We start from the raw sequence: 14,782 nt of genomic DNA on the forward strand, positions 1-14,782 counted from the left end.
GTGTCCCGTCCCGGCGCATAGTAGGCTGACGGGCATGAACACCGAGCCTCACGCATCATCCCGCCATGCCGGGGAACCGCACGCCCGCAGCGAGAACAACCGCCTCAACCGGCTGCGTGCCGGCGTCCTCGGCGCCAATGACGGGATCGTCTCCGTCTCCGCGATGCTGCTCGGCATGGTGGGTGCGGGCACGAGCAACGCGGTGATCCTCACCGCCGGCCTGGCCTCCACCATCGCCGGTGCGGTCTCGATGGGCCTGGGGGAGTACGTGTCGGTCTCCGCCCAGCGGGACACCGAACGGGTGCTCATCGGCAAGGAATCCGACGAGCTGCACGAGATGCCCGACGAGGAACGCGATGAACTCGCCGGCATCCTGCAGGGCTACGGCATCTCCCCGGAGACGGCGGCGCAGGCGGCCCAGGAGATCAGCGACGGCGATCCGCTGCCGGCGCACCTCCGGCTGGAACTGGGGCTGGACACCCACGACCTGGTGAACCCGTGGTCGGCGGCCGGCTCCTCGGCACTGTCGTTCGTCCTCGGTGCGGCGCTGCCGATGCTGTCGGTGCTGCTGTCCACCGGCGCGCTGCAGGGCTTCGTCCTCACCGTCGTGACGCTGGTCGCTCTGGCCTGCACCGGCTTCGCCTCGGCGAAGATGGCGGGCACGTCGGTGCGGCGCTCGATGGTCCGTCTGGTCGTCGGTGGTGCCGCCGGTCTCGCCGTCACCTACGGGGTGGGAGTGCTGTTCGGTGCCTCCGCCTGACGGAGCTGACCGGGAAGAACACCTAGAACAGGGCGTCCAGCAGCAGCCAGGTACCGAAGCCGGTGAGGAAGACCCCGGAGACCACGCTGACGGCGGTGGCGAGCCGCGGCCGGTCGGCCAGCAGCGCCCGGGCGGCGACGGCGACGCCGGAGTAGACGACGAGGATCTCGAGGATGAAGATCCCGCCGAGCAGCCCCATCTGGATGCCGGAGGGCCAGCCGCCGTCGGTGAGGAACTGGGGGAGCAGGGCCAGCAGCAGCATGAGGCCCTTCGGGTTGATGCTGCTGACGCCCATACCGCGCAGGTAGCTGGACAGTCCGCTGTACTGCGTGGCCGGTCCCGCTGTGCCCGCTGTGCCCGCCGTGCCCGGGACCAGGGAACCCGCGCCGCCGCGCAGCTCCAGCAGCGTGCTCACCCCGAGCCAGATGATGTACGCCGCACCGATGACCGTGAGGACGGTGAGGATGTCCGGGTTCGCCGTCACCAGTGCGCCGACGCCCACGGCGATGACCGTGACGACGATGACGTAGCCGCTGGCGAGGCCGAGGATCGGCGGGACGATCGACCGGGGGCGCAGGCCCGCGCCGATGGCGTAGGCCCAGTCGGCGCCGGGCATGACTGCGAACAGGGCGGCGGTGAGGGTGAACTGGAGGACGAGGGCTGTTTCCACAGCTCACAAGCTTATTCCGGACGCCCTGAAATGTGCTTCGAAGTTTCTCGCACATCGGGGCGTCCGATGCAATAATAATCGCCATGGACGCGATCGACCGGAAAATTATTGCACTCCTGCGCGAGGACGGCCGGATGAGTGTCACCGACCTCGCCCAGCAGGTGCGGTTGAGCATCTCCACCTGCCACCGGCGGCTGCGGGACCTGGAACGCGGCGGGGTGATCCGCGGCTACCGGGCGGAGATCGACCCGGCGGCGATGGGCCTGCACTTCGAGGCACTGGTGATGGTCACGATGGGGCGGACCGACCGGTCGACCATCGCCGCCTTCGAGGAGGCGGTCGTCGCCGAGCCGGCGATCGTCTCCGCCGAGCGGATGTTCGGGGAGACGGACTACATGCTGCGCACCCTGACCGCCGACCTCGCCGGCTACCAGGAGCTCTACGACACGGTGCTCGGCACGCTGCCCGGGGTGGAGCGGCTGACCTCGACGATGGTGATGAAGCGACTGTGACCGGCCGGTACCGGCAGGTCACAGCCGGTGCTACTCGACGACGACGAGCAGGTCGCCGCCCTCCACCTTCGTCGGCTGGGTCATGACGACCCGGGCGACCTTCCCGGCCACCGGAGAGGTGATGGAGGCCTCCATCTTCATGGCCTCGATGACGGCGACCGCGTCGCCGGCGGCCACCTCGTCGCCGACCTTCGCGGTGACGGTGACCGCACCGGCGAACGGTGCCGCGACCTGGCCCTCGACCGAGGGGTCGGCCTTCTCCGCGGCGGCGGTGACCGACTCGACGGACCGGTCGCGCACCCGCATCGGCCGGATCTGACCGTTGACGTTCATGACGACCTGGCGCATGCCCTTCTCGTCGGGCTCACCGACGGCGTCCAGCCGGACGACCATCGGCGGGTTGCCCTTGATCCGCACCGCGGTCTCCTCACCCTCCTTGAGACCGTAGAGGAACTGGCGGTCGGTGAGGACCGAGACATCGCCGAACTGCCGCTCGTGCTCGGCGAAGCCCTTGGACTCCTTCGGGAACAGCAGCCGGCTCAGCGCACCACGGCGCTCGTCCGAGGACGCCCCGTTGAGGTGCGCCTCCTCCTCGGCCGGGACCTCGGTGACCCGCGAGGCGGTGGAGGCGCGGCCCTCGAGGGCCTTCGTGCGCAGCGGCTCCGGCCAGCCACCGGGCGGGGTGCCCAGCTCACCGCGCAGGAAGGCGATGACGGAGGCCGGGATGTCGTACTTCTGCGGGTCCGCGGCGAACTCCTCGACGGTCACCCCGGCACCGACGAGGTGCAGGGCGAGGTCACCGACGACCTTGGACGACGGGGTGACCTTCGTCGGCCGGCCGAGCAGCTTGTTGACACCCGCGTAGGCGTCCTCGATGAGCTCGAACCGGTCGCCGAGGCCGAGGGCGGTGGCCTGGGTCCGCAGGTTGGACAGCTGACCGCCCGGGATCTCGTGGGTGTACACCCGGCCGGTGGGCCCGGGCAGACCGGACTCGAAGGGACCGTAGAGGGCACGGACGGCCTCCCAGTACGGCTCGAGCGAGTTCACGGCGTCCAGCGACAGGCCGGTGTCCCGGTCGGTGTGGGCGAACGCGGCGACGATCGCGGACAGTGACGGCTGGGAGGTGGTGCCGGCCATGGCGGCGGAGGCACCGTCGACGGCGTCCGCACCGGCCTGGGCGGCGGCGAGGTAGGTCGCCAGCTGGCCGCCGGCCGTGTCGTGGGTGTGGACGTGCACCGGCAGGTCGAAGTTCTTCCGCAGTGCGGTGACCAGGGTGGACGCCGCCTGCGGGCGGAGCAGTCCGGCCATGTCCTTGATGGCCAGGACATGGGCGCCGGACTCGACGATCTGCTCGGCGAGCTTCAGGTAGTAGTCGAGGGTGTAGAGGTCCTCGGCCGGGTCCGACAGGTCGCCGGCGTAGGCCATGGCCACCTCGGCGACACCGGTGCCGGTCTCCAGTACCGCGTCGATGGCGGTGCGCATCTGGTCGATGTCGTTGAGTGCGTCGAAGATGCGGAAGATGTCCACCCCGGACTTCGCCGCCTCGGCGACGAAGGAGCGGCAGACGACGTCCGGGTACGGGGTGTAGCCCACGGTGTTCCGGCCGCGCAGCAGCATCTGGATGTTGGTGTTCGGCATCGCGGCGCGCAGCTGGTCGAGCCGCTCCCACGGGGACTCGTGGAGGAACTGCAGCGCGACATCGTAGGTCGCGCCACCCCAGGCCTCCACCGACAGCAGCTCCGGGGTGAGGCGGGCGACGGCCTCGGCCGCGTCGACGAGGGAGGCGGTTCGCACCCGGGTGGCGAGCAGCGACTGGTGGGCGTCCCGGAACGTCGTGTCGGTGACGGCCAGCGCCTCCCGGGCACGCAGCCGCTTCGCGAACTCGGCGGGGCCGACCTCGAGCAGCAGGTCGCGGTTGCCGCGGGGCAGCGGCGGCAGCTCCACGTCGTCACCGGCGGTCTTCGCGTTGTGCTGGATGACCGTCGCCGGCAGCTTCCGGTGCGGGACGATGTCGGTGGGGCGGACGCCGTTGGGCCGGTTCACCGTGACGTCGGCGAGGTAGTCGAGCAGCCGCCCGGCCTCGTCGTCGGCCGGCGGGGCCTGCAGCAGCCACGGGTGGTCCGGGATGAAAGCGGTGGAGATCCGCTTGTTCCGGAAGTCAGGCTCACGCAGCAGGGCGCGCAGGAAGCCGATGTTGGTGGCCACGCCCGAGATGGTGAACTCGTTGAGGGCACGCTGGGCGCGGGTGACGGCCTGGTTGAAGTCGGCACCGCGGCAGGTCATCTTCACGAGCATCGAGTCGAAGTGCGCGGTGATCTCGCCGCCGAGGGAGGCGGCGCCGTCCAGCCGCACCCCGGCGCCGCCCGGGGAACGGTACGCGGTGACGGTGCCCGTGTCCGGGCGGAAGCCGTTGTTCGGGTCCTCGGTGGTGATGCGGGTCTGTAGGGCGGCACCGCGCAGCACGATGCTGTCCTGGCTCAGTCCCAGGTCCGCCAGCGACGCCCCGGCGAGGATGTCCATCTGCGACTTCACCAGGTCGACGGAGGTGACCTCCTCGGTCACGGTGTGCTCGACCTGGATACGCGGGTTCATCTCGATGAAGACGTGGTTCTCGTTCTCGTCGACGAGGAACTCCACGGTGCCGGCGCCGTAGTAGTTGATCGACTCACAGAACTTCACGGCGTCCGCGCAGATACGCTCGCGCAGCTCGGCGGAGATGTGCTGGGCCGGGGCGATCTCCACGACCTTCTGGTGGCGGCGCTGCAGCGAGCAGTCGCGCTCGAAGAGGTGGATGATGTTGCCCTGCGTGTCACCGAGGATCTGGACCTCGATGTGCTGCGGGTTGATGACGGCGCGCTCGATGTAGACCCGGCCGTCGCCGAAGGCCGCGGCGGCCTCGCGGGACGCCTCGGCGGCCTTCTCCGCCAGCTCGTCGGGGGATCCGACGAAGCGCATGCCGCGTCCGCCGCCGCCGGCGACCGCCTTGATGAACAGCGGGTAGGTGCGGCCCTCCGCCATGGCGACGATCTCGTCGATGTCCTCGCTGGGCTCGGAATCGTCGAGGATCGGCAGGCCGGCCTTCCGGGCGGCGTCCACGGCGGCGGCCTTGTCACCGGTGAGGTCGAGGGTCTCCGGGGACGGGCCGATGAAGGTGATGCCGTTCTCGGCGCACTTCCGGGCCAGGACGGCGTTCTCGGAGAGGAAGCCGTAGCCGGGGTAGACGGCGTCCGCGCCGGTCTGCTTCGCAGCGCGGATGATCTCGTCGATGTCGAGGTATGCCTTGACCGGCGAGCCCTCCACACCGATGCGGACCGCCTCATCGGCGAAGGCGCGGTGGAAGGAGTTGCGGTCCTCGCGGGGGTAGACGGCGACGGTCCTGGCGCCGGTCTCGTAGGCGGCGCGGAAGGCGCGCACCGCGATCTCGCCGCGGTTGGCGACGAGGATCTTGTCGAAGGAGGGGAGAGCCATGTGAGGCGTCCTTTCTTGATGGCCTTGTCGGCCGTGCGAAGGTGGGGCGACACGAACCGCCCGCGTCGGCCCGGTTGATCCGGGTCCGCCGCGGGCGGTGGACGGAGGCGGGGCCTGTTACGCCGTGACGGAGCGCTGCGGCTCGCCGTTGTAGGCCGAGAGCGGGCGGATCAACGCGTTGTTCTCGTTCTGCTCCGCGATGTGGGCGGTCCAGCCGACCACGCGGGCGATCACGAAGATCGGGGTGAAGAACGGGATGTCGATGCCGAGCATGTAGTAGGTCGGGCCGGCGGGGAAGTCCAGGTTCGGCAGGATGCCGGTGCGCTTCTCCATGGCGGCCTGCATGTTCTCGTACATGCGGACCCACTTCTCGCCGTCGTGGTTGGCGGCGGTGCGGCGCATGGCGGCCTCCATGGAGGGGACACGGGAGTCGCCGCGCTTGTACACGCGGTGGCCGAAGCCCATGATCTTCTCCTTGTTGGCGGCCTTGTCGAGGACCCACTGTTCAGCCTTCTCCGGGTCATCGACCTCGAGGAAGTTGTGCATGACGGCCTCGTTGGCGCCACCGTGCAGCGGGCCCTTCAGGGCACCGATCGCACCGGTGACCGCGGAGTAGGTGTCCGCGGTGGTGGAGGCGATGACACGGCCGGTGAACGTGGAGGCGTTGAAGGAGTGCTCCGCGTACAGGGTCAGCGACTGGTCGAAGGCCTCGACGTCGGCCGGCTTGGTGGCCGGCGAGTCCTCGCCGTCGCCGAAGGCCATGTACAGGTAGTTCTCGGCGATGGACCGCTCCGGGTCCGGGGCGATGAACTCCTGGCCGCGGCGGCGGCGCATGTCGTAGGCGACGACGGTCGGCATCTTGGCCAGCAGGCTCAGGCCGATGCGGCGCACACCGTCACCGGAGCGGTCGTTGGCCTCCGGGTCGGCGGTGCCGAGCCAGGAGGCGGCGGTACGGCAGACGTCCATCGGGTGGCAGTCCTTCGGCAGACCGTCGATGATGTCGATGAGGGCCTGCGGCACCTCGCGCTGGGAGCGCTCGGCCTTCTCGAACTCGGCCTTCTGCTCGGCGGTCGGCAGCTCGCCGTTCCACAGCAGGTAGGCGACGTCCTCGAAGGTGCAGTTGGCGACGAGTTCCTGGACCGGGTAGCCGCGGTAGGTCAGGGAGTTGGTCTCCGGGACGACCTTGGAGACGGCGGTGTAGTCGACGACGACGCCGGCGAGGCCCTTCTTGATGTCAACGTTCTCTTCAGCCATGGTGATGGCTCCTCTCTCAGGGTGGTGGTGGTCCGGTGGTGCCGGGTGGTGCCCCGGCGACCGGTGTCCGGTAGGGGGTGGTGCGCTACTTGGTCGGGTCGTAGTTCTCGCGGGAGTACGTGAAGACGCTGGTGTCGAACTCGTTGTACTCGGAGTAGCGGAGGAGCTCGTAGAGGCGCGACCGGTGCTGCATACGCTCCAGCCACTCCTTCTGCGTGCCGGTCTCGGCGATCTCGCCGAGCGCCTCCTCGACCTGGCCCATGGCGATGCGCAGGGTGGTTACCGGGTAGATCACGGCGTTCATGCCAAGATCCTGCAGCTGCCCGGCGGACAGCAGCTCGGACTTGCCGAACTCGGTCATGTTCGCCAGCAGCGGGATGTCGACCGCCGCACGGAACTTCTCGAACTCCGCCGGGGTGTGGAGGGCCTCGGTGAAGATGAGGTCCGCGCCGGCGTCGGCGTAGGCCTTGGCCCGCTCGATGGCCGAGTCGATGCCCTCGACACCGGCGGCGTCGGTCCGGGCGCAGATGACGAACTGGTCGTCACGGCGTTCCTTCACGGCGGCGCCGATACGGCGGAGCATGACGTCGGTGGGGACGACCTCCTTGCCGTCGAGGTGGCCGCAGCGCTTCGGGTTGACCTGGTCCTCGAGGTGGCAGCCGGCGATACCGGCGTCCTCGAGCTCGGAGACGGTGCGGGCGGCGGACATCGGCTCACCGAAGCCCGTGTCGGCGTCCACGAGGACCGGCAGGTCGGTGGCGCGGGCGATCTGGCGCGCCCGGCCGGCGACCTCGGTGAGGGTGGTCAGTCCGATGTCGGGCAGGGCGAGGTCGGCGGCGACGACGGCGCCGGAGACGTACACGCCCTCGAAGCCCTTCTCCTGGATCGCGCGGGCGACCAGCGGGGAGAATGCGCCGGGCAGCCGGGTGATCTCCGGGGAGTTCAGCGACTCACGGAAGGCACGGCGGCGGTCGGTCGGGGTGACGTTGCTGGAGTAGAGGCCCGCCACTAGAGCACACCGCCCGGGATCTGCGGGGCCTTGGCGAGGACGTCCTCGTCGAAGGTGACGGTGAGCTGGCCGAAGTCGGCGGCGCTGAGGGAACGGGCGTTGCGGGCGGCCTCGAGGAAGCGCTCCTGCTCCTTCTCGGCGACCAGGCCGTCGGCGAGCTTGCGGAACTTGTTCTCGTACTGCTCGCGGGTGAACGGGTGGGCGCCCAGCGGGTGGGCGTTGGCCACGGCCAGCTCGTCCTCCAGGACGGTGCCGTCCTTGAGGGTGACGACGGCGCGGGCGCCGAACGCCTTCTCCTTCGGGTCGTTGGAGTGGTAGCGGCGGGTCCACTCGGGGTCCTCGACCGTGGTGATCTTGTTCCACAGTTCGATGGTGGAGGGCCGGTGGGCGCGCTCGGGGGAGTAGGAGTCCCGGTAGTCCCACACGCCGTCCTCGAGGGCCACGGCGAAGATGTACATCACCGAGTGGTCCAGGGTCTCGCGGGAGGCGTCCGGATCGAACTTCTGCGGGTCGTTGGCGCCGTTGCCGATGACGTAGTGGGTGTGGTGGCTGGTGTGCAGCACGATGGACTCGACCTGCGACAGGTCGCCGATGCGGTCACGCAGGCGGAAGGCCAGGTCGATCGGGGCCTGGGACTGGTACTCCGCGGAGTGCTCCTTGGTGTAGGTGTCCAGGATGCCGCGCTTGCCCTCGCCCTTGGCGGGCAGCGGCACGGTGTACTCGGCGTCCTTGCCGTCGAGCATCCAGGCGATGAAGCCGTCCTCACCCTCCCAGATGGGGGCGGGGGCGCCCTCGCCGCGCATCGCGCGGTCGACGGACTCGATGGCCATCTTGCCGGCGAATGCGGGGGCGAAGGCCTTCCAGGAGCTGATGAGGCCCTTGCGGGACTGGCGGGTGGCGGTGGTGGTGTGCAGCGCCTGGCCGATGGCCTGGTAGATGGTCTCGGCGTCGAGGTTCAGCATGGCGCCGATACCGGCGGCGACCGACGGGCCGAGGTGCGCGACGTGGTCGATCTTGTGCTCGTGCAGGCAGATGCCCTTGACGAGGTCGACCTGGATCTCGTAGCCGGTGACGATACCGCGGACGAGGTCTTCACCGGTGAGGTTCTTCGCGGCGCCGGTGTGCTGGGCGACGGCGAGGATCGGCGGGATGTTGTCGCCGGGGTGGGAGTACTCGGCGGCGAGGAACGTGTCGTGGAAGTCCAGCTCGCGCACGGCGGTGCCGTTGGCGAGGGCCGCCCACTCCGGGGCGTAGGTGCCGGGCACACCGAAGACCGTGGAGCCGGGGGTCACCGGGCGGGTCAGCGCCTGGGCGCGGGCGGTCGACGGCGGGCGGCGCAGCACGGAGGCCACGGCGACGGAGGCGTTGTCGATGATACGGTTGACCGCCATGTCGGCGGACTCGTCGGGAACGGCGACCGGGTCAGTGGCGACCTCGGCGATCTTCCATGCGAGGTGCTCGTTCTTCGGGAAATCCTCCGCTGAGGGGTGGACGCGGACGATGTGGTTCTCCACGGACGGGACTCCTTAGTGTGATAGCGGACACAGGCTTTGTGCAGGGTCCACTATGCCATCGTCCCCGGAGGCCACGTTCATCTTCGAAACAACGGGGGTGACGTGCATTACAGCGGTTGCGCGCCGGGGGTGCCGTTCCTGTGGTCTGACCGGTGGCGGTCCTGCCGCCGTCGGCTGCAGGTCGCAGGGGAATTTCCCGGGGCAGGACGCCGCCACCGGACGTTCCGGCCACGCCCCGGACAATAATTCGCCGACGGGGGTGGCGGATATCACAGTGCCTGTGGTATCAAGAACGACCGTCCCTCAGCCCTGGTGCAGCGCGATCGATCCGCCGGGGATCGAGGCCAGCAGCCGGGCCGTGTACTCCTGCTCCGGATGGTCGAACAGCTCGTCGGTCTCGCCACGCTCCACGATCCGGCCACGCTGCATGACCAGTGTCTCGTCCGCGATCTGCTTGACCACGGCGAGGTCGTGCGTGATGAACAGGTAGGTCAGCCCCATCTCCCGCTGCAGGTCGTTGAGCAGCGCGAGGACCTGGGACTGCACCAGCACGTCGAGTGCGCTCACCGCCTCATCGAGGATGAGCGCCTCCGGGTCCAGCGCCAGCGCCCGGGCGATCGCCACGCGCTGCCGCTGACCGCCCGAGAGCTCCCCGGGGTACCGGGACATCATCGACGTCGGCATCGCGACCATGTCGAGCAGTTCCCGGACCCGCTTCTCGCGGTCCTTCCCGGACCCGACACCGTGGATCTTCAGCGGCTCGGCGATGGTGTTGAACACCGAGTACATCGGGTCGACCGACCCGTAGGGGTTCTGGAACACCGGCTGCACCCGCCGGCGGAACGCCAGTTCCTTCCGACGGTCCAGGGCGGTGACGTCCTCCCCGTCGAACATGACGCGGCCGCTGCTCGGCGGGAGCAGCCCGAGGACCATCTGGGCGACGGTCGACTTGCCGGACCCGGATTCCCCGACCAGCGCGAGGGTGTGCCCGCGCCGCAGGAAGAAGTTGATGTCCTCGGCCGCGGTGAAGGTCTTCTTCCGCCAGGGTCGGTCCCCCTTGACCTCGAAGGACTTCGTCAGGTGCTCGACCTCGATGAGGTGGTCGGACGCCGCCCCGGCCGGGCCGGCGTCCTGCGGTTCCGCTGTGGCCTCCGGGGCCTCCGAGACATGGATGTCGGCGCGCCGGGCGGCGACCGACGGTGCGGCGGCGACGAGCTTCTTCGTGTACGGGTGCTTCGGGTCCTGGAGGATCTCCAGTGCCGGGCCGGACTCGACGACGCGGCCCTGGCTCATGACGATGATGCGCTGGGCGCGTTCGGCGGCCAGCCCCAGGTCGTGGGTGATCAGCAGGACCGCGGTGCCCAGCTCCCGGGTGAGGGAGCCGAGGTGGTCGAGGATCTGCTGCTGCACCGTGACATCGAGGGCGGAGGTGGGCTCGTCGGCGATGAGCAGACCCGGCCGGGCCGCGAGGCCGCAGGCGATGAGGGCGCGCTGGCGCATGCCGCCGGAGAACTGGTGCGGGTACTGGCCGATCCGGTCGGCGGGGTCGGGGAGCCCGGCCTCGGCCATGAGGTCGATGGCGCGCTTCTCGGCCTCGGAGCCGGTGGCGATGTTGTTGTAGCGCAGCGCCTCCTTGACGTGGTGGCCGATCGACCACACCGGGTTGAGGTTGCTCATCGGGTCCTGGGGGACGAGCCCGACGTGGGCGCCGCGCAGTTCGGTGTACCGCTTCTGGCTCGCGTGGGTGATGTCCTCACCGTCGAAGATGATCCGCCCGCCGGTGACATGTCCGTCGCCGGGCAGCAGGCCGAGGATGCTCATCGCGGTGGTGGACTTGCCGGAGCCGGATTCGCCGACGACGGCGACGGTCTCGCCGGGCCAGATGTCGAGGTCCACACCGAAGACGGTGGGCAGCGGCTTCTTGTCGGTGCCGAAGGCGATGTCCACACCGCGCATCGACAGCAGGGGTCGGTCGTTCATCGGGTCCGCTCCTTGGGGTCGAGGGCGTCCTTGAGGGTGTCGCCCAGCAGGATGAACCCCAGCACGGTGAGCGCGAGCGCGCCGGCGGGGTAGAACAGGATCTCAGGGTCCACGCGGAGAGTGTGCTGGGCGGCGGAGATGTCGTTGCCCCAGGAGACGGTGTCCGGCGGCAGGCCCACACCCATGTACGACAGCGTCGCCTCGGCGACGATGTAGATGCCGAGGTTCGTGGTCATCATGACGATGATCGGGGCCAGGCAGTTCGGCAGGATGTGCTTGAACAGGATGCCCGCCCGGGACAGGCCGAGGGCGCGGGACGCCTCGACGTACTCCTCGTTCTTCGCGGCGAGCACGGCACCGCGGATCTGGCGGGCCATCTGCGGCCAGCCGAACAGGGACAGGACGAGGACGACCGTCCACACGTTGCGCACGTCGAAGGCCTGCATGAGGACGATCGCGGCGAGCAGCAGCGGAATGGCGAAGAAGATGTCGGTGAGCCGGGACAGCACCGCGTCCACCCAGCCGCCCAGGTAGGCGGCGACGGAGCCGACGATCACGCCGATCACGGCGACGGCGACCGTGGTGAGCAGTCCGGTGACGACGGAGGCGCGGGCGCCGAAGATGGTGCGGGCGTAGACGTCGTAGCCCTGCTGGGTGAATCCGAAGGGGTGCCCGGACCGGGCGTGCGCCAGTGAGTCCTCCAGAGTCGCGGCCTTCGGGTCGGTACCGGAGAACAGGCCGGGCACGACGGTGACCAGCAGGACGAGCAGGATGATGACGGCGGCGACCCAGAACAGCGGGCGGCGTCGCAGGTTGACCCACGCGGTGCCCCAGAAACCCCTCGGGGCCTCGTCGGGGAGCAGCTGGTCGCGGGTGAGAATGTCGGTGGTCTCGACCTCGGCGACCCAGCGTTCGTCGCGGGGGAGCGGGGTGACGGAAGTTGTGTCAGGCATAGCGGATCCTCGGGTCGAGCAGGGCGTAGAGCAGGTCGATGATGAGGTTGGCCAGCACGAAGATGATCACCAGGACGGTGACCACGCTGACCACCGTGGGTGCCTCGCCGAGGCTCACGGACTGGAAGACCAGACCACCCACGCCGTGGATGTTGAAGATGCCCTCGGTGACGATCGCGCCACCCATGAGGGCGGCGAGGTCGGCACCGATGAAGGTGACGACCGGGATCATGGAGTTGCGCAGCACGTGGTTGCGGATCACACCCCACCGGGTCATGCCGCGGGCCGCGGCGGTGCGCACGTAGTCGGCGCGCATGTTCTGCGCCACCTCGGAGCGGGTCAGCCTGAGCACGTAGGCGAAGGAGACGAGGCCGAGGACGAACGCGGGCAACAGGAGTTTGGTGAACGAACCGTCGGATCCCACGGTGGGCGGGACCACGCCCCACTGGATGCCGAACAGGTACTGGCCGACGAAGCCGATGACGAAGACCGGGACGGCGATGATGAGCAGGGAGATGACCAGCAGGGTCGAGTCGAACCAGGAACCCTTCCGCAGGCCGGCGACGATGCCGAAGCCGACACCGAAGACGGTCTCGATGACCAGGGCCATGACGGCCAGCCGGATGGTGATGGGGAACGACTCGCCGAGGACCTCGGTGACGGGGCGTCCGGAGAAGGTCATGCCGAGGTCACCCTGGAAGATCCCGCCGAGGAACATGACGTACTGGACGAGGAAGGGCTTGTCGAGGTTGTACTGTGCGCGGATCTGGTCGAGGACCGCGGGGTCCGCGGCCTTGTCCCCGGCCAGCGCGGTGACCGGGTCACCGGGGGTGAGGAAGACCATCGCGTAGATGAGGAAGGTCGCCCCGAGGAAGACGGGGATGAGCTGGAGGATCCGTTTGCCGAGATACCACCACATGTCAGTTACCGTCCTTCGTGATCTCGGTGAAGACGGGCATGCCCTTCCAGTTGGACTCCACCCCGTGCAGCTTCGGGTTCCAGGCGGTGGACGCCGCGTAGTACCAGAGCGGGATCTGCGGGAGGTCCTTCATGAGGATGGTCTGCGCCTGGTTGAAGTACGGGCGGGCCTTGTCTCCGTCGGGCTGTGCGGAGGCCGAGTCCAGGGCCTTGTCGAACTCGGGGTTCGAGTACTTCCCGTCGTTGGACGCCGCGCCTGTCCTGTAGTTCGAGGTCAGGAACGAGTCGATGGAGGGGTAGTCCGCGTTCCAGCCGGAGCGGAAGGCCGCGCCGACGGTGCCGTTGACGACCGCGTCCCGCATGGCCTTGAAGGTGGGGTAGGCCTTGCCGGAGGCGTCGATGCCGAGCACCTGGCGGATGCTGTTGGTGACGGCCTCGACCCACACCTGGTGGGAGGCGTCCGCGTTGTAGGCGATCTGGAACTTCCCGCCGTTCCACGGGTGGATTCTGTTCGCCTCGTCCCACAGTTCGCGGGCCTTGTCCGGCTGGTAGGTGAGGACCTCCTTGCCGGGGATGTCGGGTATGCCGCCGGGCAGGGTGGGGGCGCCGAAGTCCTCGGCGATCCGCCGGGCACCGAAGTAGACCTTGTCGATGACGAGCTGCCGGTCGATGGCCATGGAGACCGCGGCCCGGCGCAGCCGGCCCTCCTCGTCGGTCCGGAAACCGGGGAGGTTCTCGGGGATGGTGAAGTTCTGGATGGCCGCGTAGGGCTTGTCGTCGTTACTGTCGGGGAAGTCCGCCCTGTAGGAGGGGTAGGCGTCCGCGCCGACATCCTCACGCATGTGGTCGAGGTCCCCGGACTGCAGGTCCGCGTAGGCGGTGGTCTGCGAGGAGTACATGGTGAAGGAGATGCCCGGGTTCTTCGGCTTGTCGGTGCCGGCGTAGTCCGGGTTGGCCTTGAGGGTGATGGCGACGTTGTGCTGCCAGGCATCGTCCCCGTCGAACATGTACGGGCCGTTGCCGACCGGGTGCTCGCCGAAGGCCTTCATGTCCTCGAAGGCGACCTTGGGCAGCGGGTAGAAGGTGGAGAAGCCGAGCATGTTCGGGAAGGCGACGTTCGGGGCACTCAGGGTGACCGTGAACTCCCGGTCGTTGACCTTGTGGAGACCGGACATCGTGTCGGTGGTCGGCTCCTTTGTCACGTTCCCCTCCTCGTCGGTCTCGCCGGCGACGTCCTTGTAGCCCTTGATCGGCTCGAAGAAGCTTGACTGGAGCTGGGCGTTCTTGACGTTCGCGCCGAAGTTCCACGCGTCGATGAAACTGTCGGAGGTGACGGGCTCCCCGTCGGTGAAGGTCCACCCGTCCTTGAGTCTGATGTCGAACTGCGTGGAGTTGGCGTTCGGGGTGATCGATTCAGCGACACCCATGGTCACCTCGCCGTCGGGGGTGTACTGGGCGAGGCCGGTGAAGAGGGTGTCGATGACGGTGCCGCCGTTGTTCTCGTTGGTGTTGGTCGGGATCAACGGGTTCTGCGGTTCGCCGGAATAGAAGGAGATGTAGTCGGCCGGGGCGGTCCGGTGGTCCGGGACGCAGGCCGTCACCCCCAGGACGAGCGCCACACCGGTGAGGAGCGCGGCTAGTGCTCTGCGGGGTCGGATGTTCATGGTCGGGTTCTTTCGTGCACTGGTCGGTGAGCCGTGCAGGCTCCGGAAGAAACGTCGGAAGAGCTCAGCTGTGCGGATGC

11 protein-coding genes are annotated in these 14,782 nt (G+C 68.9%); 2 read left to right on the forward strand and 9 right to left on the reverse strand.

From position 1 onward, the window contains the following. Window positions 1–34: 34 nt before the first annotated feature. On the forward strand, window positions 35–760 hold the full coding sequence (locus FSW06_RS12615; RefSeq protein WP_010120018.1) for a VIT1/CCC1 transporter family protein: 726 nt from the start codon (window positions 35–37) through the stop codon (window positions 758–760). A gap of 22 nt (window positions 761–782) precedes the next feature. Here FSW06_RS12615 and FSW06_RS12620 read toward each other — a convergent pair whose 3' ends face one another. Further along, window positions 783–1,430: a LysE family translocator gene (locus tag FSW06_RS12620; RefSeq protein ID WP_010120017.1), complete on the reverse strand. Its 648-nt coding sequence runs from the start codon at window positions 1,428–1,430 to the stop codon at window positions 783–785. A gap of 83 nt (window positions 1,431–1,513) precedes the next feature. On the opposite strand from FSW06_RS12620, the gene FSW06_RS12625 reads away from it, so the two are divergent. Continuing rightward, the gene (locus FSW06_RS12625) at window positions 1,514–1,942 is read left to right on the forward strand and encodes an Lrp/AsnC family transcriptional regulator (protein WP_010120016.1); all 429 of its coding nucleotides are present in this window, start codon (window positions 1,514–1,516) and stop codon (window positions 1,940–1,942) included. Between the two features lie 30 nt (window positions 1,943–1,972). On the opposite strand, the gene FSW06_RS12630 is transcribed toward FSW06_RS12625, so the two are convergent. The 8 genes from FSW06_RS12630 to FSW06_RS12665 all read right to left on the reverse strand — a co-directional run bounded on the left by FSW06_RS12630 (window position 1,973) and on the right by FSW06_RS12665 (window position 14,702). After that, window positions 1,973–5,410, reverse strand: a complete 3,438-nt coding sequence (locus FSW06_RS12630) for a pyruvate carboxylase (protein ID WP_010120015.1) — start codon at window positions 5,408–5,410, stop codon at window positions 1,973–1,975. A gap of 117 nt (window positions 5,411–5,527) precedes the next feature. Next, complete coding sequence (locus tag FSW06_RS12635; protein WP_010120013.1) at window positions 5,528–6,664, reverse strand: bifunctional 2-methylcitrate synthase/citrate synthase; 1,137 nt, start codon at window positions 6,662–6,664, stop codon at window positions 5,528–5,530. 85 nt (window positions 6,665–6,749) lie between these two features. Continuing rightward, the gene (gene prpB / locus FSW06_RS12640) at window positions 6,750–7,673 is read right to left on the reverse strand and encodes a methylisocitrate lyase (protein ID WP_010120011.1); all 924 of its coding nucleotides are present in this window, start codon (window positions 7,671–7,673) and stop codon (window positions 6,750–6,752) included. After that, window positions 7,673–9,187, reverse strand: coding sequence for an MmgE/PrpD family protein (locus FSW06_RS12645; protein ID WP_010120009.1), 1,515 nt, complete (start codon window positions 9,185–9,187; stop codon window positions 7,673–7,675). Before FSW06_RS12645 ends, prpB begins: the two co-directional genes overlap by 1 nt. A gap of 303 nt (window positions 9,188–9,490) precedes the next feature. Beyond that, entirely contained in the window at window positions 9,491–11,167 is a 1,677-nt protein-coding gene (locus tag FSW06_RS12650) for a dipeptide ABC transporter ATP-binding protein (RefSeq protein WP_010120008.1), read from the reverse strand. After that, window positions 11,164–12,120, reverse strand: coding sequence for an ABC transporter permease (locus FSW06_RS12655; protein WP_010120007.1), 957 nt, complete (start codon window positions 12,118–12,120; stop codon window positions 11,164–11,166). The genes FSW06_RS12650 and FSW06_RS12655 overlap by 4 nt, the downstream gene beginning before the upstream one ends. Beyond that, window positions 12,113–13,039 carry an ABC transporter permease gene (locus tag FSW06_RS12660; RefSeq protein WP_010120006.1) on the reverse strand — a complete coding sequence of 309 codons (927 nt, stop codon included), beginning with the start codon at window positions 13,037–13,039 and terminating at the stop codon, window positions 12,113–12,115. The genes FSW06_RS12655 and FSW06_RS12660 overlap by 8 nt, the downstream gene beginning before the upstream one ends. A gap of 1 nt (window position 13,040) precedes the next feature. Further along, window positions 13,041–14,702 carry a peptide ABC transporter substrate-binding protein gene (locus tag FSW06_RS12665; protein WP_029449328.1) on the reverse strand — a complete coding sequence of 554 codons (1,662 nt, stop codon included), beginning with the start codon at window positions 14,700–14,702 and terminating at the stop codon, window positions 13,041–13,043. Window positions 14,703–14,782 lie beyond the last annotated feature (80 nt).

The organism is Corynebacterium nuruki S6-4 (assembly GCF_007970465.1).
Lineage (GTDB): Bacteria > Actinomycetota > Actinomycetes > Mycobacteriales > Mycobacteriaceae > Corynebacterium > Corynebacterium nuruki.